The 22479-nt window shown below is 65.8% G+C and carries 18 protein-coding genes and 1 tRNA gene; 3 read left to right on the forward strand and 16 right to left on the reverse strand.

The annotated features are described in order from the left end of the window. Positions 1–5 precede the first annotated feature (5 nt). A complete protein-coding gene (aztD, locus tag ACWA1Q_RS10150; protein ID WP_463757105.1) occupies positions 6–1235 on the forward strand; it encodes a zinc metallochaperone AztD in 1230 nt (409 codons plus the stop codon). Between the two features lie 144 nt (positions 1236–1379). Here the strand turns inward: aztD and ACWA1Q_RS10155 are convergent. The 6 genes from ACWA1Q_RS10155 to eno form a co-directional block, all read right to left on the reverse strand. Next, positions 1380–1452, reverse strand: a tRNA-Leu gene (locus ACWA1Q_RS10155). 114 nt (positions 1453–1566) lie between these two features. Beyond that, a complete protein-coding gene (locus ACWA1Q_RS10160) occupies positions 1567–2991 on the reverse strand; it encodes an NAD(P)/FAD-dependent oxidoreductase (RefSeq protein ID WP_463757106.1) in 1425 nt (474 codons plus the stop codon). 46 nt (positions 2992–3037) lie between these two features. Beyond that, positions 3038–4297, reverse strand: coding sequence for a S8 family peptidase (locus ACWA1Q_RS10165; RefSeq protein WP_463757108.1), 1260 nt, complete (start codon positions 4295–4297; stop codon positions 3038–3040). An 8-nt stretch (positions 4298–4305) separates the two neighbouring features. Continuing rightward, on the reverse strand, positions 4306–4833 hold the full coding sequence (locus tag ACWA1Q_RS10170; protein WP_463757110.1) for a DUF501 domain-containing protein: 528 nt from the start codon (positions 4831–4833) through the stop codon (positions 4306–4308). 17 nt (positions 4834–4850) lie between these two features. Next, positions 4851–5390: an FtsB family cell division protein gene (locus ACWA1Q_RS10175; protein ID WP_463757112.1), complete on the reverse strand. Its 540-nt coding sequence runs from the start codon at positions 5388–5390 to the stop codon at positions 4851–4853. 99 nt (positions 5391–5489) lie between these two features. Further along, the gene (gene eno / locus ACWA1Q_RS10180) at positions 5490–6770 is read right to left on the reverse strand and encodes a phosphopyruvate hydratase (RefSeq protein ID WP_463757114.1); all 1281 of its coding nucleotides are present in this window, start codon (positions 6768–6770) and stop codon (positions 5490–5492) included. A 466-nt stretch (positions 6771–7236) separates the two neighbouring features. Here eno and ACWA1Q_RS10185 point away from each other — a divergent pair, with 466 nt between their 5' ends. Continuing rightward, positions 7237–9357: a hypothetical protein gene (locus ACWA1Q_RS10185; protein ID WP_463757116.1), complete on the forward strand. Its 2121-nt coding sequence runs from the start codon at positions 7237–7239 to the stop codon at positions 9355–9357. 87 nt (positions 9358–9444) lie between these two features. On the opposite strand, the gene hisS is transcribed toward ACWA1Q_RS10185, so the two are convergent. The 7 genes from hisS to ACWA1Q_RS10220 form a co-directional block, all read right to left on the reverse strand. Beyond that, a complete protein-coding gene (gene hisS, locus ACWA1Q_RS10190) occupies positions 9445–10737 on the reverse strand; it encodes a histidine--tRNA ligase (RefSeq protein WP_463757118.1) in 1293 nt (430 codons plus the stop codon). Positions 10738–10773: 36 nt separating this feature from the next. Next, positions 10774–11415 carry a nucleoside triphosphate pyrophosphohydrolase gene (locus ACWA1Q_RS10195; RefSeq protein WP_463757119.1) on the reverse strand — a complete coding sequence of 214 codons (642 nt, stop codon included), beginning with the start codon at positions 11413–11415 and terminating at the stop codon, positions 10774–10776. A gap of 20 nt (positions 11416–11435) precedes the next feature. After that, positions 11436–12851, reverse strand: a complete 1416-nt coding sequence (locus ACWA1Q_RS10200; RefSeq protein ID WP_463757121.1) for an aldehyde dehydrogenase family protein — start codon at positions 12849–12851, stop codon at positions 11436–11438. Further along, entirely contained in the window at positions 12848–13726 is an 879-nt protein-coding gene (locus ACWA1Q_RS10205) for an SDR family NAD(P)-dependent oxidoreductase (protein WP_463757122.1), read from the reverse strand. The genes ACWA1Q_RS10200 and ACWA1Q_RS10205 overlap by 4 nt, the downstream gene beginning before the upstream one ends. A 69-nt stretch (positions 13727–13795) precedes the next feature. Next, positions 13796–17410 carry a transcription-repair coupling factor gene (gene mfd, locus ACWA1Q_RS10210; protein WP_463757124.1) on the reverse strand — a complete coding sequence of 1205 codons (3615 nt, stop codon included), beginning with the start codon at positions 17408–17410 and terminating at the stop codon, positions 13796–13798. Between the two features lie 67 nt (positions 17411–17477). Continuing rightward, positions 17478–18092 (reverse strand): aminoacyl-tRNA hydrolase, encoded by a 615-nt coding sequence (gene pth, locus ACWA1Q_RS10215; RefSeq protein WP_463757125.1) that lies wholly within the window; start codon positions 18090–18092, stop codon positions 17478–17480. Positions 18093–18202: 110 nt separating this feature from the next. Next, the gene (locus ACWA1Q_RS10220) at positions 18203–18808 is read right to left on the reverse strand and encodes a 50S ribosomal protein L25/general stress protein Ctc (protein WP_463757127.1); all 606 of its coding nucleotides are present in this window, start codon (positions 18806–18808) and stop codon (positions 18203–18205) included. A gap of 344 nt (positions 18809–19152) precedes the next feature. On the opposite strand from ACWA1Q_RS10220, the gene ACWA1Q_RS10225 reads away from it, so the two are divergent. Beyond that, positions 19153–20130: a sugar kinase gene (locus tag ACWA1Q_RS10225; RefSeq protein WP_463757128.1), complete on the forward strand. Its 978-nt coding sequence runs from the start codon at positions 19153–19155 to the stop codon at positions 20128–20130. Between the two features lie 8 nt (positions 20131–20138). On the opposite strand, the gene ACWA1Q_RS10230 is transcribed toward ACWA1Q_RS10225, so the two are convergent. From ACWA1Q_RS10230 to ACWA1Q_RS10240, 3 genes are read right to left on the reverse strand one after another with little or no spacing between them, the layout of a single operon-like run. After that, complete coding sequence (locus tag ACWA1Q_RS10230) at positions 20139–20675, reverse strand: gluconokinase (protein WP_463757129.1); 537 nt, start codon at positions 20673–20675, stop codon at positions 20139–20141. A 16-nt stretch (positions 20676–20691) separates the two neighbouring features. Then, positions 20692–21930, reverse strand: a complete 1239-nt coding sequence (gene manD, locus ACWA1Q_RS10235; RefSeq protein WP_463757131.1) for a D-mannonate dehydratase ManD — start codon at positions 21928–21930, stop codon at positions 20692–20694. 27 nt (positions 21931–21957) lie between these two features. Then, entirely contained in the window at positions 21958–22350 is a 393-nt protein-coding gene (locus ACWA1Q_RS10240; RefSeq protein WP_463757133.1) for a mannitol dehydrogenase family protein, read from the reverse strand. Positions 22351–22479 lie beyond the last annotated feature (129 nt).

Consider the following 22479-nt stretch of genomic DNA (forward strand, 5'->3'; position numbering starts at 1 on the left):
AAACCATGACACCACGACACTCCCGGCTGTCTCGCGCAGCCGTCGCACTGATCGGCACGGCGATGCTCGCCACCGCGTGCGCCTCACCGACAGCATCCGGCGACCCGCAACCGTCCGCGGAGGGCAAGCAGGTCGATGCCACGACACCCCGCGTCACCGTGACGTACGACGGTGGCATCCTCGTGCTCGACGGGACAAGCCTCGAGCAAACCGCGGACCTGCCCATCGACGGTTTCACGCGCGTGAATTCCGCGGGCGACGGACGCCATGTTCTCGTCACTGTACCGAGCGGATTCCAGATCCTTGACGCCGGCACCTGGACCATCGACGGGGCGAGCTATGTCGCCGATCCCGAACTCACCGATCTCATCTTCGAAGCGGATGCCGCGGGGCATGTCGTCAAACACGGCGGCAAGACGATCCTGTACGCCGACGGCACCAGCGACACCACCATCTTCGAGACCGACGACCTGCTGGAACTTGATGGCGAACTGCCAGAGACCGAGGTCGTTCCTGCTCCCGAAGCTCACCACGGTGTGTCGATCCAGCTGGAGGACGGAACGCTGCTGACCACCGTCGGAAACGAGGAGAGCCGCTCCGGCATCCGTGTTCTCGACGCCGATCGCGAAGAAATCGCCATCAGCGATGAGTGCCCGTCGGTCCACGGTGAGGGTACGGCGGCGAATGAGGTCGTCGTCTTCGGTTGCAGCGACGGCGCGCTGGCATACGACGGCGGCGAGATCACCAAGATCCCGGCGCCGGATGAGTACGGACGCATGGGCAACGCGTATGTCACCGACACGAGCCCGATCGCCGTGGGTGACTACAACTCGAACCCCGACTCCGAGGGTTACCTCCTCACCGAGCTCGCCCTCATCGACACCGAAGCGAAATCGATGACGGTCGTGGAACTGCCGGACGGCGTCGGGTACACCTGGCGCGACGTCGCCCGCGGGCCCGGTGATGACGTCTACCTGCTCGGCAGCGACGGCAACCTGCACGTCCTCGACGAGACGACGGGCGACATCACCGCGTCGTACCCCGTTATCGACCCGTGGGAAAGTCCAGTTGAATGGCAGGACCCGCACCCCGCACTCGTCGTGAACGGTGGCATCGCCTACGTGACCGAGCCTGCGTCCGATTCGATCCATGCGGTGGACCTTGAGACGGGTAAGGTCCTCACCTCAGCCGAGCTGCCAGGCACACCCAACGAAATCGCGGTCGCAGCGGGCTGATTCGTCTGAGTGATTTACGAGGCGGTGTCCGGGTTTCGCAACCCGGTCACCGCTTTGTGCTGCCCATGGCGGTCACGGTCTCGGTCACGGTCACGGTCACCTGCAATGAGTTGCATCAAACGGTCGCCGATGCACCCAAAGAAGTACCCCCGGTGGGACTCGAACCCACACTGGAGCGATTTTAAGTCGCCTGTCTCTGCCATTGGACTACGGGGGCGTGCGGTTCCAGCTTATTGCGGTCGCGGCATCCGCCCAGACGACTAGCGGATGCCGCGACTCGCGTTAACGAAGGAAGCCCGGTCCAGATCGGACCGGGCTTCCTCGCAAAAAACTACTTCGAAGCGGTGACGGCTTCCTTCTCGACCGCGGGCTTCGCGGCCTTCTTGGTCGCTGGTTTCTTGGCCTCGACCGGCTTCGCCGACTCGGGAGCTGCCGGCGGCTTCGGCCGGGAGGCGAACTCCTCGAACGCAGCGCGCGGGTTCTGCACAGCGCTCAGGCTGACGATGTCGCGGCCGAGGAAGACGTTGCCGACCCAGCCGGCGACGACCCGGAGCTTGCGCTCCCAGCTCGGCATGGCGAGACCGTGGTAACCGCGGTGAGCGACCCAGGCCGGGAAGCCCTTGATCGCGATCTTGCCGGACTGGAAGACACCCACACCGATTCCGAGGCCGGCGACGGCTCCCATGTTCTTGTGGAAGTACTCCTTGGGCTCTTCGCCGCGGAGGACGGCGACGATGTTCTTCGCCATGAGCTTGCCCTGACGAACAGCGTGCTGCGCGTTCGGCACGCAGAAGCCGCCGACACCGCCACCGGAGAGGTCGCGGATCGCGGTCACGTCACCGGCACCCCAGGCGTCCGGGATGATCTCGTCGTCGGTACCGACGCGGAGGTCGGGGCGAACGACGAGGCGGCCGCGCTCTTCGATGGGGAGGTCGGTGTTGCGAACGATCTGCGGGTTCGCCATGACGCCGGCGGTCCAGACGATGAGGTCGGACTCGAACGTCTCACCGGTCGACAGCTCGATCTTGCCGCCGACGGCAGAAGAAAGCTGGGTGTCGAGGTGCACGAGTGCGCCGCGCTCGGCGAGGTTCTTGAGAACCCAGTGGCTCGTCTTCTCGCTGACCTCGGGCATGATGCGACCCATGGCCTCGATGAGGTGGAACTGGATGTCGTCGAACGAGATCTGCGGGTAGTTCTTCAACAGTGCGCTCGCGAACGAACGCAGCTCGGCGAACACCTCGATACCGGCGAATCCACCACCGACGACGACGAAGTTGAGCAGACGGTCGCGCTCGGGACCGGCGGGAAGACCGGATGCCTTGTCGAAGTTCGAGAGGACGCGGTCGCGAATCGCGACGGCCTCTTCGATCGTCTTCAGGCCGATGGCCTCGTCAGCCACGCCCGGGATCGGGAACGTACGCGACACGGCGCCGGCGGTGACCACGACGATGTCGTAGTCGAAGTCGTACGAATCGCCGACGGCGGGAACGATGGTCGCCTTCTTCTCGGCGTGGTTGATGTTGGTCACCTTGGCGGTGATCACGTTCGTCTTCTTGAGGTGACGGCGCTGGGCGACGACCGCGTGACGCGGGTCGATCGATCCTGCGGCGACCTCGGGGAGGAACGGCTGGTAGGTCATGTACGGAAGCGGGTCAACAACGGTGACCTCGGCTTCACCGTTACGAAGCCACTTTTCGAGCTTCCATGCGGTGTAGAAACCGGCATAGCCGCCGCCGACGATCAAAATTTTTGGCACGGTGAGAATTCTCCTACTGTGGGGTCGCAAGGACTCAAACAGACTACTACCTGCGAGCCACCCGCTTGAGGTGCCGGGTGGCGCCGATGGCACCGAGCACTATCAGGGTACCAGTTCCAAGGAACAGGGCGAGCGGGAGGCTGACATACAACAGCGTCTCCCGGGTAGGCAGGAACGGGTTCGGCGCCGGGGGCGCGGCGTCGAGCGGCGGCACTTCGGGCACCGAACCGGTGTCCTGCGGCACCGATTCGGGCGTTGCCTCTGCTTTGCGGTGCTGGGTTATCCACGCGGCGAGGTCACCCATCGGGTTCTCCTCGACGGGAGCGACCTCGGCCGTGAGGGCGGCGGCCGCGTTCAGGTAGCCGTACCCGTAAACCGCGTTCGGGAGCGACTCGCCCTCAACCGGACGGGCCGTACGAATGATCCGGTTGATGACGTTCGCGGCGTCCATCGTGGGATACCGGGACCGCACGAGGGCAGCGACTCCGGCGACGATCGGTGACGCGCCACTGGTGCCCGCCCACTGGACATAACTTCCATCAGGCGAGACACCCACGAGTTCTTCACTCGGTGCTGCAACCGAGAGGGTGATGCCCTGGCTCGACGCGTCATAGCTGGCTTTTCCGGCGGGATCGACACCGGCGACGACGAGCACACCGGGGATGGTCGCCGGTGCCCCGACTTCGTCAGTGCCGCTCCCGCGGTTTCCCGCGGCAGCAACGACGATGACGTCTTTCTCATAGGCGTAGGTGAAGGCTTCGTCCCAGCTCTCGGGCCAGTCCTTCGTGTTGGTTGTGAGCGACATGTTGATGACGTCGGCGCCGTTGTCGACGGCGAACCGGATGGCGTCGGCGATCTGGTCCGGGAACGGGATCGTCGAGCCGCTCGAGCCGAAACCGACCGAGATGGAAATCAGATCGGCACCGGGGGCGGCCCCGATGACGCCGTTCCCCGAACCGTTTCCACGGCCAGCCGCGAGCGACGCCACCCAGCTGCCGTGCGGGTTCTCGTCCGCGCTGCCGACCGGTGTCCGCCCGTCCGCGCTGCCGACACCCGAGGCGTCGTGCCCGGCGATGACGGCGCCGGAGAACTCGGCAGGCCCCTCTGCGATGCCGGTGTCGATGACCGCGATCGTTGCCCCTTCACCGGTGCTGTATCCCCAGGCATCCGAAATCCCGTAGTCGGAGAGCCAGTACTGTGCGTCGCGAACCGGGTCGGCGAATGCGGGAGTCACGCCGGCCGTCACCGTGCCGAGCACGATCAGGGCCGTGAGCCCTCCCGCGAAAATCCCCCGTTGCTTCTGCATGCGCAGTTTCACTCCCCCGCTGGATCGGTCTGTTCAGCGACGCACTGGCAGACCGTCGGCGACCAGTCTGCCCGCTCGAGCGCCCGATCGCCGATCGGGTTGACGCCCGGCCCCGCAGCGAGGGCGTGGCCGACGAGAGCGTGCAGGCATTTCACGCGCACCGGCATCCCGCCCGCGGAGATGTTCGCCAGCTCAGGGACGACCGCGACGCTCTCCCGGTCCGCGAGGTACGCGTCGTGCGCCGCAGAGTAGGCGGAGCGAAGGGTCTCATCGGTCGCCAGATCGTCGTTGTACTCGTTCATCACCTGGGTGGCTTCGAGCGTCGAGACGGCGGCGGTGGCCGCGGGGTGGGTCAGGTAGTAGAACGTGGGGAACGGCGTTCCGTCATCGAGCCGCGGGGCCGTGGAGACGACGGTCGGTGCCCCGCAGATGCAACGCGCGGCGATGCCGACAACATTTCGAGCCGGTCGGCCGAGCTGGGCAGAAACTGCCCGGATGTCGTCAGCCGTCACAGGGTCGAAGGGCGGTGTCGTCATGCGTCCATTATCCCTGCTCAGGGTGTGGGTACCGGCGTCGGCGTCTCTGCGGGCGCCGGGGCGGTCGACACATCGGCGAGACCCGCACTGATCAACGACGCGAGCATGGACTCGGCCCAGTTGACGCGGGTCGGCGTCAGCTCGGTGCTCACCGGCGCTTCGTCCGCGCCGAACAGCGCGGCATCCACGTCATTCAGCACGATGAAGCTGACCTCACCCGGGTTGACGTAAAACAAACGGTCACGCGCCTGGGTTTTCACATAGGTGCTGTCGTTCCAGCGCTCCCGCTCGGCGCTCAACCGGTCGATCTCCTTCTCGGCGGCGTCGACGGATGCCTGCAATTGCGCGATCTGCTGGCGCTGCTCCACATAGGCCTTGAGGTTCGGCGCGATCACGATGATCCCGAGCACAAGGAGGCTCATCATCAGCAGCCCGAATCCGGAGAAACGGATGCCGCGAATCCAGCTCCCCGCCTCGACCTCGGCCGGGGCGGTCTCCCGCGCTGCGACCCGACGCGCTTTCGACGTCGGTTCGGTGCGTCCCGGTCGTTTCTTCACGGGCCGTTCCCCTCTGTCGTCTCGGCAGTTGGTGCCTGGCGGTTAAGCACAACTCCCGGCAGGCGTCATTCGACGCGTACCGGGAGTTGTTCGAACGGTCTACGCCGAGAACCGCGGGAATGCGGAGCGACCCGCGTAGACAGCGGATTCACCCAGCTCTTCTTCGATCCTCAACAGCTGATTGTACTTAGCAACCCGCTCGGACCGGGCAGGCGCACCGGTCTTGATCTGGCCGGCGTTGGTCGCAACGGCGAGATCGGCAATGGTGGTGTCCTCGGTCTCACCCGAACGGTGGGAGAGGATCGCGGTGTAGCTGGAGCGCTGTGCGAGAGCGACGGCATCGAGCGTCTCGGTAAGTGTTCCGATCTGGTTCACCTTGACGAGAATCGAGTTGCCCGCTTTGAGCTCAAGGCCCTTCGCGAGACGCTCCGGGTTGGTGACGAAGAGGTCGTCGCCGACGATCTGGACCTTGTCGCCGAGTTCGGCGGTGAGGTGCTGGTAACCGGCCCAGTCTTCCTCCTCCAGCGGGTCCTCGATCGACACGAGCGGGTACGCCTCGACGAGCTCGGCGTAGTACGCGCTGAGATCCTCGGCTGAGAGCTGCTTGCCCTCGAAGTGGTAGGCGCCGTCCTTGAAGAACTCGGTGGCTGCAACGTCGAGCGCGAGCGCGATGTCCTTACCGGGTGTGTAGCCCGCATTGGTGATCGCTTCGACGATGAGGTCGAGCGCTGCGCGGTTGCTCGGAAGGTTGGGGGCAAAGCCACCCTCGTCGCCGAGGCCGGTCGCAAGACCCTTTGACTTCAGCAGCGCCTTGAGCGCGTGGTAGGTCTCAACGCCCCAGCGCAGGCCCTCGGAGAAGCTCTCGGCGCCCAGCGGAACGATCATGAATTCCTGGATGTCGACATCGTTGTCAGCGTGCGATCCGCCGTTGATGATGTTGAGCAGCGGCACGGGAAGCACGTGCGCGTTCGGTCCGCCGAGGTAACGGTAGAGCGGAAGGTTCGCGGCCTGTGCTGCCGCCTTGGCGACGGCGAGGCTCACACCGAGGATGGCGTTGGCGCCGAGGCGCTCCTTGTTGGGCGTTCCGTCGAGGTCGCGCAGGGTCTTGTCGACGAGGCGCTGGTCGTCGGCCTCGAGCCCTTCGACCGCGTCGCCGATCTCGTCGAGGATGCCGTCGACAGCCTTCAGGACGCCTTTGCCCTGGTAGCGGTCGGCGTCGCCGTCGCGGAGTTCGTACGCTTCGAATGCTCCGGTCGATGCACCGGAGGGAACGGCCGCGCGCTCCATCGTTCCATCGTCGAGGAGGACCTCGACCTCAACGGTGGGGTTACCGCGTGAGTCCAGAATTTCGCGAGCGCCTACAGCGTCAATGAGTGCCACAGTTTTTCTCCTGTTCAGGGGTGGTGCTGGTGGAATGTGTGGAGCGACGTTGACCCGGGGTTCAGTCTAGCCATCCGCATTACCCGCGTTACGAGTGCATCCTTCTCTCTACCCCCCGAAGGGCCGGATTCTTGCACCCCGTGCACAAAGAAGGGTGATTGGGCTCGGATTCCTCTTGTGGGGATCCCCAACAAAACGGAGGATTCCTCGTTCACCATCGCTAACGCTGCTACGTTCGCCCTGCACAGGGAGTGTCCCGGCAGCACTGGTCAAAGTCGACAGCGCCGCCAGGTCAACGGCCACAAGCCGGCTCCTGCGAGCACCGCCCGACACCCTGCCGGTTCGCCGGCACCACGAACTAACGCACGTCAAAGAAGACTTTTCGCGTTCCGCCTTCGCCCGCACCGGCGACTGCACGGTTTCTTTGTCATGCCACGGTTCCTTCGGAATACTTCAGGAGAATTTCGTGAGCAGCAGTTCCCAACACGGCCAGTCCCCCGTTCTCGCGTGGAAGATCGCCACGATCTTCCTGAGCATCCTTATGATCGCCGCGATCGCCTTCTTCTTCTTCTTTACGCAGAAGATCAGCGATGGTGCGCAGCGACTCGATGACGGCGCGTCCCTGGCCGCCGCAGGATCGGGCGATCTCAGCGACGGCGCCACCGCCGTTGACGAAGGAGCTGCGAAGCTCGCCGAGGGAGCCGAAAGTGCTGCCGCCGGCGCCGAGAAGCTGGAGACAGGCGCCGTGAGCGCGGCTGAAGGCAGCGACAAGCTCGCGACCGGTGCACGGAGCGCAGCGGATGGTGCGCTCACTCTCTCCACCGGAGCGACCAGCGCCGCAGCGGGAGCACAGAAGCTCGCAGCGGGCGCTGAGAAGGCAGCAACAGGCGGAACAACTCTCGCCAACGGTGCCGCTTCTGCTTCGGCGGGCGCGGGTCGCGTCGCCGCAGGGTCGTCGGACCTCTCCGCTGGAGCCTCCTCGCTCTACACGGGTCTCAACGGCAAGGTCGCACCGGGTGCGACCCAGGTGTCGAATGGTGTCGACAAGATCAAGGCAGCGGTCGAGGGCAAGCTCGCCCCCGGTGCCGCACAGGTGTCCGGCGGTGTCGACAAGATCAAGGCAGCCGTTGAAGAAAAGCTGTTCCCCGGTGCCAGCCAGGTCGCCGGCGGTGTGGCGAAGATCACCGACGCGGTACAGACGAAGCTCTCTCCCGGTGCCGCACAACTGGCGGGCGGCACCGCCCGCGTGCACACCGGAGTCGTCGCATTGAGCGACGGCGCGAACACTCTCGCCGCCGGTACGGGTCAGCTCGCTCCCGCCGCTGCCGCACTCAACGCGAACCTCCCCACCATCACGACCGGAGCAGGCAACGTTACAGAGGGCGCGACAACTGTCGCCACCTCGCTCGACGCGGTCATCGCGAGCCTGAAGGTGCAGGGCGCCAGCCCTCTCCTCATCGGCACGCTCGAGCAGATCTCGGATGGCGCTGACAAGGTCGCGGCCGGTTCCGGCCAGGTCTCCGGTGGCCTCGCCCAGCTCGCGCCGGCAGCCGAGGGAATGGCGAACTTCGCCGCGGTGAACACCGGTGCACAGAACCTCGCCGCTGGCCTCGGAGCAACCGCCCCCATCGAAGGCGCCCTGCCGAACGGTGGACTGCTGTACGCGTCGAACGTTCCGGCACTCGCGACCGGCGCCGGTCAGCTCGCTGCAGGTCTCGGAACGACCGCACCGACCGCGGGGCTCGAATCCGGCGGACTGCTGTACGCCGCCAACCTTCCTGCCCTGACCGCTGGCTCAGGCCAAATCGCGGCGGGACTCGGAACAACCGCACCGACCGCGGGGCTCGAATCCGGCGGACTGCTGTACGCGGCCAACCTTCCCACCCTGAGTGCAGGCGCGGGCCAGGTAGCGGCGGGACTCGGAACCACAGCGCCGATCAAGGATGTGCTCCCCACCGGTGGACTGCTCTTCGCAGCCAACCTGCCGGCACTCTCCGATGGCGCAGCGCAGCTGGACAGTGGCATCCGCACCGAGCTCCTCCCCGGATCGGTTCTCCTCCGCAACGGTGCAGCAACGCTCTCCACCGGAGCCGGGAACCTCTCCACCGGTGTGAACAAGCTGTTCGCCGGTTCCACTACGCTCAACGCCGGACTCAGCACACTCCTCGCGGGGTCGCAAAGTCTCTCCGAGGGCAACAGCAAACTCGCGGTTGGCGCCTCAACGCTCTCCACGGGAACTGAGACTCTGGCGGAGGGCTCCTCAACGCTCAACGCCGGGCTTGCGACACTCTCAGCTGGATCCACCTCGCTCGCCGAGGGAACCACCGAGCTGGCCGAGGGCGCTGGAACGCTCAGCGAGGGAACCACCACCCTCTCCGACGGAGCCGAGACCCTCGCCGCCGGTAACACGGAGATCAGCGACGGAACCACCGAGCTCCACAGCGGCGCAGCGGCATTCAGCCTCGCAGAGCTCACCAGCTCTCCGATGCTCTGGGTGATTCTCCTGCTCGTGGTCCTCGCGGTAGCGGGTCTCCTCATCCGCCGGATGGTCATGACCACCCGCCGAGAGGCTTCAGACTCCGTCTGACCCAGCTGAAAGGGAACGGACCACGGATGCCGACAGGCATCCGTGGTCCGTTTCTTGTTTCCCTGATCACCTGACGCCTGCAAGAGGTCAGCCCAGCGGCTTGACCTCCAGGTCAGAGACGGATGCCGTCCCGCTCGTCACGAAAGCGAACGAGCGGAATCCCTCACCGGTCACGCGGTCCAGCAAAACCTTGAGGTTCTTCGTACGCTTCTCCAGCCGAACCCTCGTGCCCGACGCTACGAGGGCGGACTTCAGCGCGATGAGTGTGCCCGGTGTGACGTCGCGGTCGTAGACGAGCGTGATCGAGTCGCTCGCGGCATCCTCAGGCAGTTCCAGCAGGTCGACGATGCGTTCGAAGCCGATCGAGAAGCCCGTGGCGGGAACGTCCTGCCCGAGGAACCGGCCGATCATGCCGTCGTAGCGGCCGCCGCCGCCGAGCGAGTAGCCCAGGTCAGGGTGCTCGATCTCAAAGATCGGGCCGGTGTAGTAGCCCATGCCGCGCACGAGGAACGGGTCGAAGATGACGGGGGTGGCCGTGCCGCTCCCCGACTCGGCGGCGGCGGTGCCGATCAACGCGAGCTCAGCGATGACGTCGTCGCTGACACCGGACGGGAGCTGTGAGCGAATCTGCGCCTCGCCGAACGGCTGCTCCTCCGGTTTCGGTCGCGCAAAGAACTCTTCGAGGCGGTTCACGGCGGCAGCCGTTGCACCCCGCTCCCGAAGCTCAGCGAGGACACCTGCGGTTCCCACCTTGTCGAGCTTGTCGACGGTGATGAGAACGCTCGCGTGCTCGGTCTCAGCGAACCCTAAGGCCTCGAGCATTCCGACGAGCAGGCGCCGGTCATTGATCCGGACGCGGCAGCCGGTGAGGCCGAGCTCGGAGAGCACGGCAGAGGTGGCGGTGATCAGCTCGATCTCGGCCAGAGGCCCCGCCTCGCCGATGATGTCGATGTCGCACTGAACGAACTGGCGGTAGCGGCCCTTCTGCGGTCGCTCGGCACGCCACACCGGAGCGATCTGGATGGCGCGGAACACGGGCGGCAGTTCGGCACGGTGCGTGGCGTAGAACCGGGCAAGCGGAACAGTGAGGTCGAAGCGGAGGCCGAGGTCCGCGAGGGAGTCGAGGTTCCCCCTGTCAGCCGCCGCGACGGCATCGGCCGGGGCCAGTCCCCGCTTGAGGACGTTGAAGGCGAGCTTCTCGTTGTCGCCACCGAGACCGGAGTGCAACCGCGCGAAGTCCTCGACAACGGGGGTCTCGATCTCATCGAATCCGAACGACGAGTACACGGAGCGGATGACACCCAGGGCGTGTTCCCGCCTGGCCTTGTCCCGGGGAAGAAAATCGCGCATGCCACGGGGCGGAGTTACAGGAGAGGCCATGCCTCAATTCTGGCATGGCCTCCCCTGACGCCCGGTTCAGGCCGGCGCTCCCCCGCGCTCCTGTTCCCGGATGCCATCCTGCAGGTCGCGAAGAGCGGTGCGAAGAGCACGCTCCGCGTCGAGCCCCTGGGCACGGGCTGCTGCCGAGATGTCGAGCAGCACCTCGCCGAGTTCTTTCTCGTCCGCGAACCGCGGGGCCTCGGTGCCGCGCGACCGCGGATCCGGCAGACCCGCCCGCTCGGCTCGTGTGAGAACCTTCTCGGCAAGTGCGAGGGCGGGCATGCTCTGCGGGATGCCGTCGAGCGCGCTTGTCCGCGTCGATTTCTCGGCTGCTTTTGCGGCGCTCCACACACGCCAGACATCCTCGACGGTGTGAGCGGTTTCGTCGCCGAAGACATGCGGATGCCTTCGGATCATTTTCTCGTTCGCGGCCCGCGCGATGTCATCGAGGGAGAACTGCTCTGCCGGCGTCCTGCGCGCGATCTCGGCATGGAAGACGACCTGCAGCAACACATCGCCGAGTTCCTCGAGCATGACGTCACGGTCCTCAGCCTCGACGGCGTCGATGAGCTCGTAACTCTCCTCGATCAGGTAAGTGACGAGTGAGGCGTGCGTCATCGTCTGGCTCCACACGCAGGTGTCGAGCACAGCGCTCATCGACGCGGCGAGCGCGTCCATGTTGGAAAGCTCGGGCACGGTCACGATGAGCGGCGACGGCCGGTCCGGGCGATGAACAGGCGCACCAAAAGGTCCCGCTGTGCGCTGAAGGGAGGGTAGATGAGTTTGAGCGTGTCTGGCCGGGTCGGTTTCGAGAGCACAGCCTTGCGGTGGCTGAACGTGTCAATCGAGAACTCACCGTGGTAGCGGCCCATCCCACTCTCTCCCACTCCCCCGAACGGAAGGCCGGGCACGAGCAGATGGGCGGCAGGGATGCCGACGCCGAGGGCGCCGGAGGAGGTGTCACGGAGGAACCGCCGCACGAGCTTTCTCGACTCCGTGAAGAGATAGAGGGCGAGTGGTTTCTCACGACCCGAGATGAGGTCGATCGCTTCGTCCGGTCCGGACACGTGAACGATCGGCAGGATCGGACCGAAGATTTCCTCCTGCATGAGTGGAGCATCCAGATCGACACCGTTGAGAATCGTCGGGGCGAGGTACCTCGTCGCGGCATCCCGCTCGCCGCCGATGTCGGGTGTCGTGGTGTCGAGAAGCCCGGAGAGACGGGTGAACTGGCGGTCGTTGACGATGCGGCCGTAATCAGCGCTCGACTCGGGGTCGTCCCCGTAAAGCCGCGTGACGGCATCCCGCAGGTGGGGAAGAAGCCTCCGCGCCGTCTCGGGTGTCGCGAGAACGTAGTCGGGGGCGACGCAGGTCTGGCCGGCGTTGAGGAACTTGCCCCAGACCAGGCGGTCGGCGGTCGAAACCGGGTCGGCGTCATCGTGAACATACGCGGGCGACTTGCCGCCGAGCTCGAGCGTGATCGGGGTGAGGTGCTCCGCGGCTGCGCGGGCGACGATCCTGCCGACGGTCGCATTGCCGGTGAAGAAAATGTGATCGAACCGCTCAGCGAGGAGTTCGGTCGTCTCCTCGATTCCCCCCTCGACGACGGCAACGGCCGACGTGTCGAGATACTCCGGGAGGATGCGGGCGAGAAGAGCCGAGGTCGCCGGCGCGAGTTCGCTGGGCTTGAGAACGACGGCGTTCCCCGCTGCGAGCGCACCGACGAGCGGCACAAGTGCCAGCTGGACGGGATAGTTCCACGGCGCGATCACGAGCACGACGCCGAGCGGTTCACGGATGACGCGTGCTGCGGCCGGTGCGACGGCGAGCGGAATGGACACGCGTTTCGGGCGAAGCCAGCGGCGCAGGTGCCTCAGCGTGTTGTCGACCTCGCCGAGAACAACACCGATCTCGGTCATTTGCGCTTCGGTCGCATTCTTCGCAAGGTCTTCGGCGAGTGCGCGTTCGAACGCTTCGCCCTCATCGAGGAGCATCCGCCGGATCGAGCGCAACTGCCGGATGCGCCAGGCAAGCGGTTTCGTGCGACCGGAGCGGAACGTGTCCCGCACCACAGCGACGCGGGCGATGGTCGATGGGGTCATCACGTCAGTCATGCCCGGTTCTCCGCTTCGCGTTCCTTCTGGTGCGTCGGCCGGTCCTCGGCACGCCCGGTGAACTCATCCATGCTCGAGTACACATGGAACACCCGGTCGGCGACGACGTCCCAGGCGCGCTGGGGCAGCACGCCCTTGAGGGTACGGGCGAGGCCGACTGTCCACGGTGTCATGCGCTGTGGTTTTCCGGCGAGCATCGCCTGCCATGCCCGCGCCACGGCGATGTCCGGCAGCAGGATCGGTGTCATGAGCGGGCCGCGAACGCCCTCGAACATGCCGGTGGCGACGTAGGACGGGCAAAAGGTGGTGACCCGGACGTGCCTGTTGCCCGAGCGTTCGAGCTCGAGGCGGACAGAGTCGCTCCACCCGATGAGAGCCCACTTCGACGCCGCGTAGACGCTCATTCGCGGGTTCGAGAGGGTACCGGCAGCAGATGCCACGTTGAGGATCCGCTTTTCGCGGGGAGCGTCGGTGATCATCGCCGGGAGGAACTCGCGCGTGATGTGCATCGGTGCGATTGCGTTGATCCGCATCGTTGGTTCGGTGTCGCGCTCGGAGTCGGTGTTCCAGAAATAGTCGTTGCTGCGCACGATCCCCGCGTTGTTGATGAGCACGTCGGGGACGCGCCCCTCGTCGAGTTCGTGAGCCGCAGCCGCCCGCACGTCCTCGAGCCGTGAGACGTCGACGACGCGAGTGTGGATGATCGTGCCGTGCCCGGAGAGGGCGCTCGCCGTGGCATCCAGCGTGAGGGGGTCGATGTCCCAGAGGGTGACGGACTCCGCTTGCTCCTGAACCGCTCGCTGGGCATAGAGCCGCCCCATTCCCGACGCTCCTCCGGTAACCAGGACTCGGGCGTGTGCGACGGTGAAAACCACGGATACCTCCATTGGATGCTGCGGATTCCCACACTATTCCATGCCGTGGACGAGAGAGAACCGACAACCTCAGGACGCGGCCTGTGCCTCCTTGGGCGGCAACGGGAACAGAGCGTCGAGGAACTGGCCGACCCACGCGATGAGCTCGGCGTCGGTCAGGGCCTCGCCGTGCTTTTGGGGCATGGGAACGATCAGCGCGCTCGCCTGGGCGAGGTACTTGCCGCCCGGATACATACGGCGCAGGCGCGCCTGCAGCGAGTCCGGAAGGTTCGCAGGGGCCGCCCGCAGGTTGCTTCCCATGGCCACGAGCTCGCTGAGGCCGACACGCTGTGCGCGCTGCCGTAGCTTCGAGATCGCGATGAGGTTCTGCACCTGGGCCGGCGGTTCACCGTACCGGTCGGTGAGTTCATCGAGAACGAGGCCGATCTGGTCGTCTGCGGCAGCCGGGCCGGATGCCGCAGAGAGCTTCTGGTAGGCCTCGAGGCGCAGCCGCTCGCTGTCAACGTAATCCTCGGGGATGTGCGCGTGAACCGGCAACTCGAGCCGCAGCTCGGTCTGCCCCTCGGCGACGTCGCCACGGAAGTCGGAGACGGCCTCACCGATCATGCGCAGGTACAGGTCGAATCCGACGCCGGCGATGTGTCCGGCCTGTTCGCCACCGAGGAGGTTTCCCGCGCCGCGGATCTCAAGGTCCTTGAGCGCCACCTGCATACCGCTGCCGAGCTCATTGTTGGCGGCAATCGTCGAGAGCCGGTCGTGCGCTGTCTCCGACAGCGGCTTGTTCTCGTCGTAGAGGAAGTAGGCGTACGCCCGCTCCCGCCCACGGCCGACACGCCCCCGGAGCTGGTGAAGCTGGCTCAGCCCATACTTGTCAGCGCGGTCGATGATGATCGTGTTGGCGTTCTGGATGTCGAGTCCGGTCTCGATGATCGTCGTGCAGACGAGAACGTCGAACTTGCGCTCCCAGAAATCGACGACGACTCGTTCGAGCACGTTCTCGGACAGCTGTCCGTGGGCAACGGCGATTCGCGCCTCCGGCACGATTTCGGCGATCTGCGCCGCGATGCGGTTGATGCTCGACACCCGGTTGTGAACGAAGAAGATCTGGCCCTCGCGCAGGAGCTCCCGACGGATAGCCGCACCGACCTGCTTCTCGTTGTACGGTCCGACAAAACTGAGGATCGGATGCCGTTCCTCGGGTGGGGTCGCGAGGGTCGACATCTCCCGGATGCCGGTGACCGCCATCTCGAGTGTGCGGGGAATCGGCGTCGCGCTCATGGCGAGGATGTCGACGTTCGTCTTGAGCTTCTTAAGGGCGTCCTTGTGCTCGACGCCGAACCGCTGCTCCTCGTCGATGATGACGAGTCCGAGGTCCTTGAACTTCATCCCCTCGCTCAGCAGGCGGTGCGTGCCGATGACGACGTCGATGGTTCCCCGCTCGAGCCCGTCGCGGGTTTCCTTCGCTTCCTTCGCCGTCTGGAACCGGCTGAGGGCGCGCAGGTGCACGGGGAATCCGGCGAACCGCTCGGAGAACGTCTCGAAGTGCTGCTTGACGAGCAGTGTCGTCGGTACGAGCATGGCGACCTGCTTGCCATCCTGGACCGCTTTGAACGCGGCACGGATCGCGACCTCGGTCTTACCGAAACCGACGTCTCCCGAGAGCAGCCGGTCCATCGGGATCGGCCGTTCCATGTCGGCCTTGACCTCGTCGATCGTCGTGAGCTGGTCGGGTGTCTCGGCAAACGGGAATGCTTCCTCGAGTTCTCGCTGCCACGGAGTGTCTTTGCTGAATGCGAAACCCTTCGACGCCATCCGCGCCGAATACAGCTTCACGAGTTCGACGGCGATGTCTCGAACGGCCCGGCGTGCCTTGCTCTTTGCCTGCGACCAGTCGCTGCCGCCCATCTTCGACAGGGCGGGAGCCTCACCACCGACGTAGCGGCTCAGCAGGTCGAGCTGGTCGGTGGGTACGAGAAGCTTGTCGCCGGGGTACCCGCGCTTGGACGGCGCATACTCCAGGGTCAGGTATTCGCGGCGGGTTTTCGTGGGGTTGCGGCCACCGCTGGACACCTCGCGCTGGCTGAGCTCGACGAACCGCCCGATCCCATGGGTCTGGTGAACGACGTAGTCCCCCGCCTTGAGCTGGAGCGGGTCGACGACGTTCTTGCGTCGCGACGCGAGCTTCTTCACCTGGCGCGAGTCGTAGCCGATCGTGCGCCCATAGAATTCGTTCTCGCTGATCAGCGCGAGCTTCGCCTCCGTCAGTTCGAAGCCGCTCTCGGCGGTGGCCTGCACCAGGTAGGCGACGCCCGGCTCGGGGTCCGCGGGGAACTCGGCAACGAGCCGCGCAGGAACCTCGTGCTCAGCGAGGACATCGCGAGCTCGCTCGACGAGGCCGGAGCCACGGGCAGCGATGCCCACGACCCAGCCGTCGCGAAGCCGTTCGGCGACGTGCGCGATCGCACCGTCGACATTGCCCGAGAAGCTCGGGACGGGATCGGCGGCGACCCGGACGGTGAGAAGCTCGTCCATCTCCCGCTCCTCGGGAAGAACATCGTCCGGCCCCTGCTGGAAAGTGCTGAACGTCCACCACGGGTGGTCGGAGGCGGGCTGCCCCGGGGCGGTGAAGCGGGTGGCGTCGCGGAGGTCACCGAGGCTGATGAACTCCCCGCTCGCGAGGTCGATCGGGGCCTGGGCTCCCGCGGTCGCCGCGCTCCACGCTGCAGAGAGGAACTCCCGGTTGGTTTCGGAGAGGCTGATGGCGCGAGTGGCAACGCGCTCGGGCGACATCACGGCGACGGCGGTACCGGCCGGGAAGTAGTGGCTGACCGGGACGAGCCGCTCGAGAAGTGCAGGCGCGAGCGACTCCATGCCCTCGACCGGGATGCCGTTGGCAATCTTCTCGAGCATGCCGGCCATGCTGGGGAACTCGTGCTGCATCTCGGCCGCGCGCTGGCGCACGGCGGCGTTCAGCAGCAGTTCGCGGCTGGGCGGAAGCGAGATCTCGGCGACGGCATCCGGAATGGAGCGCTGGTCGGCGACCGAGAACTCACGGATCTGCTCGACTTCGTCGCCGAAGAACTCCACGCGATACGGATGCTCCGCCACCGGTGGGAAGACATCGAGAATTCCGCCGCGCACGGCGAACTCCCCGCGACGGGAGACCATGTCGACGCGAACGTAGGCCAGTTCGACCAGTTCCGTCGACAGTTTCTGAAGGTCGTGACCGCGTCCGCCGGCGATGAGGCGGACGGGTTCGACGTCGGTGAGGTTGTCGGCGACGGGCTGGAGTGCCGCACGCACCGATGCGACGACGACGAGCGGCTTCGAGCCGTCCCAGTCTGCCATCACCCGGAGTGCGGCCAGCCGCTTTCCCACGATCTCGGCGCTCGGGCTCAACCGCTCGTGCGGGAGGGTCTCCCACGCCGGAAAGTCGATGATCATCGCATCCGGGAGAACGCTCTCGAGCGCCCCGCGCAGGGACTCGGAATCACGGCCTGTCGGTGTGACGATGAAGAGCGCACCCGGCTTCTCTGATGCGCGCCGCGCGCCGAGCAATCCGGCGAGAAGTGGCGCGCGGAGGCCGTCGGTGACGGAGAAATCCGCGTCCCGCGTGGCGTAGCCGAGGGCGTTGTCAAACGTGGAGGCGCGCGAAAGCGCATCGATTAAGCCCGAAAGGATCACCGGGACAGTCTACGCGGCCCCTCCGACAGCGAACCTGACAGGGCAACAGGAGCGATTCGGCCGAGCGTCAGGACGGAGAGTGCACCTTGAGCTGCGCGGCCGAGAGCCCGCTCTCCGCGACGAGGGTGACGGCATCCGCTGCGTCGCTCAAGAGGTTGGGGAGCGCGTCACGTTCAGCGCCGGCGAAGTCCTTGAGCACGAAGTCGGCCGCGTCCTGGCGCCCAGGAGGACGCCCGATTCCCACCCGGACCCGGACGAAGTCCGGGGTCCCTGTGGCCTTAGCGATATCGCGCAGTCCGTTGTGGCCGCCATGCCCACCGCCCTGCTTGAGCTTGAGGGTGTCGAACGGAATATCGAGTTCGTCGTGGACGACGATGAGCCGGGAGGCGTCAAGGGAGTAGAACTTCAGGAGCGCCGCGACGGGCCCACCTGAGACGTTCATATAACTGTTGAGCTTGGCCAGAACGAGCTTCGGGCCCCCAGGAGCGGTGAAACCCTCGGCGACCATGGCGGGAGTCTTGTGCTTGCGGAATCCTGCACCGATGCGGCCGGCGAGTTCATCGACGACCATCTGGCCGACGTTGTGACGGTTGCGCGCGTAAGCAGGGCCGGGGTTACCGAGGCCGACGACGAGCCAGGTGTTCTCCGCCACGATCGGCTCCTTCTTCCTGTTCCACCACATACGTGTTCCTTCAGCGATTCGGTGATGCTGCTGTTAAGGCGACGAGCCCGCCGGTTCGCGATTTTCGAGAAATCGCGAACCGGACAGGCTCGACAGGCTTACGACCGAAATTACTCGGCTGCGGGTGCCGCGGCTTCTGCTTCTGCTTCTGCAGAAGCTTCGGCCTCTTCTTCGGTCTCTTCCGGCTCTGCGATGGCGACGACGAGCAGGTCGGGCTCGCTGAGCAGGCTGGAGCCCGAGGGCAGCACGACGTCCTTGGCGAGGATCTGGGTGCCAACTTCGAGGCCTTCGATCGACACGACGACGTACTCGGGGATGTGCGTGGCCTCTGCCTCGATCGACAGCGTGGTCGCGTCGCGGTTCACGACGGAACCAGGAGCGGGCTCGCCCTCGATGTGAACGGGGATGTCCACGGTGACCTTCTCACCCTTGATGACGACGATGAGGTCGAGGTGCTCGATGATGCGGAGCACGGGGTCCTTCTGAACGTCCTTGACGAGGGCGAGGCTCTGCTTGCCATCGATGTCGAGCTCGAGAACCGCGTTCGACTTGCGGATGATGAGGCCGATCTGGTGCGCGGGCAGCGCGAGGTGCTGCGGCTCGGTGCCACGACCGAACATGACGGCGGGGATCTTGCCGGCAGCACGGAGCTTGCGGGCTGCGCCCTTGCCGAACTTGGTACGTGTTTCTGCGACTACTTTGTTGTCGTCAGCCATGGTGTTCTCCTTGGGTGAGCCGGGGCTCTTTCGCGTGAAACCGGAGGTGGCTCCGGATGGTCTGGGAGGAGGCCGGCAAACCGGACTCCAGTCAACTCGAACGCATGTCAGCGTGAGGAAAAGCCGGTTCCTGAGGGAAACCATGGGTGCCTTGCCCACCGCGTCGATCACGGATGCCGCCTGCGCCGTAACGCGCAGCATCCCTCGCCGAAGTTCAGTGGCCAGTCTACCCCATCGCTTCACCGCCTCTTCTCGCGGGCGGATGCGACGGGATCGGAAGGGTGCCCAGCCGGCGCTGGCCCTAGGGTTTAGGGACACTCCGCTTCTCGAAGGACACGTATTTCATGGTATCCACGACCAGCAGTCCGATCCCCGCCCCGGTAACCGGCGTGGTCACCATCGGCGAAACTATGGCGCTGATGTCGACGCCGCGGTTCGGGCCTCTGCAGCACAACGCGTCACTCGACCTGGGAATCGGTGGGGCGGAGAGCAACGTCGCCATCGGCCTGCGGCGGCTGGGTATCGACGTCACCTGGATCGGCAAGGTCGGCTCCGACGCCCTCGGCGATCTCGTCGAGCGAGAGATCCGTGCCGAAGGAGTCCGGGTTCTCGCCGTGCGGGACTCCTCAGCGCCGACCGCGCTGATGGTGAAGGAGCGGCGCACGGGGACGGACACGCGGGTCTGGTACTACCGGTCCGGGCACGCGGGGTCACGACTGGCGGTAACCGATATCGACTTCGACCTCATCCAGAACGCATCGCTCCTCCACTTGACCGGGATCTCGCTCGCGCTGTCCGATGGCATGTCCGACGTCGTCTTCGAGGCGGCCAGGGTGGCCAACGACGTGGGTGTGCCCGTGTCATTCGACCTCAACTTCCGTTCCAAGCTGTGGTCAGCGGATGCCGCGGGCGACGCGTATCGCAGGATCCTCCCCCTCGTCGATGTCGTTTTCGCCGGAGACGATGAGGCTTCCCTCGCTGTTCCCGCGGGAACGCCGACCCAACTCGCTCAGGGGCTCATCGACCTCGGTGCGACCGAGGCCATCATCAAGCTCGGTGCGCGCGGCGCTGTCGCCGTTGCCGACGGGCACGAGTACGCCCGCGAGGCCGTTCGAATCGACCCCGTCGACACGGTCGGGGCCGGCGACGCCTTCGTCGCGGGTTATCTCGCCGATTACCTCACCGGCGCTGACATGGAGGCACGGCTCGGTACCGCTGTCGCAGCGGGCGCGTATGCCTGCCTGTCCGAAGGCGATTGGGAAGGTCTTCCCCGCCGGAGCGAGCTGGCAACCCTCGGGCAGTCGGAGCCCGTCTCTCGCTGAGGCCGAAGTCAGGCGCTCGAGGACTCCGTCAGTGCCGCCGCGGCCTCGGCAACGATGGCCGGGACAGTCTGGTCGATGTTGATGACGATGCCCGGTTCGTCGTCGCCGAGCGGCTCGAGCGTTGCGAACTGCGAGTCCAGGAGCGTGGTCGGCATGAAGTGGTCGCTGCGCCCTTCGACCCGGGTGGCGAGTACCTCACGGGCACCGGCGAGATGCACAAACCGGGTTTTCGGAGCTGTCTCGAGGATGGCCTCCCGATAGGAGCGCCGCAGCGCTGAACAGGCGATGACCATCCCCGTCCCCCGCCGACCGGCATCCGTAAGGGTGCGCCCGACGGTTGCGAGCCACGGCCAGCGGTCGTCGTCGTTCAGCGGCTGACCGCCCGCCATCTTCTCGATGTTGGATTGCGGGTGCAGCGAATCACCGTCGACGAACGGAACCCCGAGGGCACCGGCGATGAGCGCCCCGATCGTGCTCTTGCCCGATCCGGACACACCCATCACGATGATCTGGATGCCCTCGGAGGTTCCGCTGTTCGTTGTCATGCGTCGATTCTTCCAGTCACCAGTCGTGAACGGTGCCGTCCGCGAGCCGGTTGTACGGCAGATAGGCGGTTTCATACGGGTATTTGCCCGCTTCGTCGACGTTGAGCTCCACGCCGATGCCCGGCTTGTTGCCCGGGTGCAGCATGCCGTCGTTCCAGGTGAAGGACTGCTCGAAGACACTGTTGGTCTTCTCGCCGTGCTGCATGTACTCCTGAATGCCGAAGTTGTGGATGGCCATGCCGAGGTGCATCGCGGCGGCCATGCCGACGGGCGAGATGTCGGTCGGACCGTGCATTCCCGACTTGATCTGGTACTGGGCTGCATAGTCGAGCACCTTCTTGAGGTGCGAGATTCCGCCGGTGTGCGTGACCGCGCTGCGCACGTAGTCGATGAGCTGCTCACGGATGATCTGTTGGTAGTCCCACACCGTGTTGAAGATCTCCCCGATCGCGAGCGGCGTCGTGGTGTGCTGGCGGACGAGCCGCAGCGCCTCGGGGTTCTCGGCCGGCGTGCAGTCCTCGAGCCAGAACAGGTCGTATGGCTCGAGCGACTTGCCGAGCTTCGCGGCCTGGATCGGGGTCATCCGATGGTGGCCGTCGTGGAGCAGCGGGATCTCAGGGCCGAATTCGTTGCGGACCGCCTCGAACACCGTGGGCACGTGACGCAGGTAGCTGCGGGTGTCCCAGTCCTCTTCGTTGGGCAGGGCACCGCGCTGGGCGGGTTCGTGGTCGTAACGGACGCCGGTGTTCGCTTCGTAGGTGGCATTGGAGGCGATGCCGTAGATCGACTTCAGTCCGGGCACCCCGGTCTGGATGCGGATCGACTTGTACCCCTGCTCCTGGTGCTCGCGCACGCTGTCGAACAGCTCGGGAAGAGTCTTGCCGGAGGCGTGACCGTAGGCCATGAGACCCGTGCGTGATGCCCCGCCGAGGAGCTGGTACAGCGGCATCCCCGCTGCCTTGGCCTTGATGTCCCAGAGGGCGACGTCGACGGCGGCGATCGCCGCCATCGTGACCGGGCCGCGACGCCAGTATGCACTGCGGTACAGGAACTGCCAGGTGTCCTCGATGTTGTGGGCCTCACGGCCGATCAACAGGGGAACCACGTGCTCCTTCAGGTACGCGACCACAGACAGTTCGCGCCCATTGAGGGTTGCGTCGCCAAGGCCGGTGAGTCCGTCCTCGGTAGTGAGCTTCAGCGTGACGAAGTTCCGGTCGGGACTCGTGACGATGACTTCGGCCTTCTCGATTTTCATGATGATTCCTTGATCGTGGAGGGTGGATTACTTGGTGCCTGGCAGGTGAACGTCGCTATGGTGACTGAATTCGTCGATGGTCGTCGTCACGAGCGCTGTCGAGGGCGCGGCGAGAAGCTCGACGAACCTGGCAAGGTTTGCGCCGTCAACAGCCTCGACGATGTTCGTGATGACCGAGGCGACGTCACCGTCGGCTGATCGCTCAACAAGGGTGTACAGCCCGACCTGGGACGCCAGTTCTTCGGCTGCCGTGGCGTTCCGCCCGGTGAACGCGGCGATTCTCCAGTCGGACGCGTCCGACGCGTCCGACGCGTCCGACGCATGAGCTGTGTACCGGACCTGGTGCGCGCGGTGGAAGGAGCCGAGGCCGATGTGAACGATCCGGACGGGAGCGGGAGCATCCGCTCGCCCGTTCCTCACGGCGAGCGCCGTGGCGCAGGAGCTTTTCGAGGCGCCCCGTTGTCTTCGGCTACGTCCTCGCTCGACATGTCACGATCCTCCCGGCGATGCTCGCCGTCTTCGGTTGGCTCCGGTCAACGGTAGCGCACG

Source organism: Mycetocola sp. TRD_SC_2 (genome assembly GCF_055361225.1).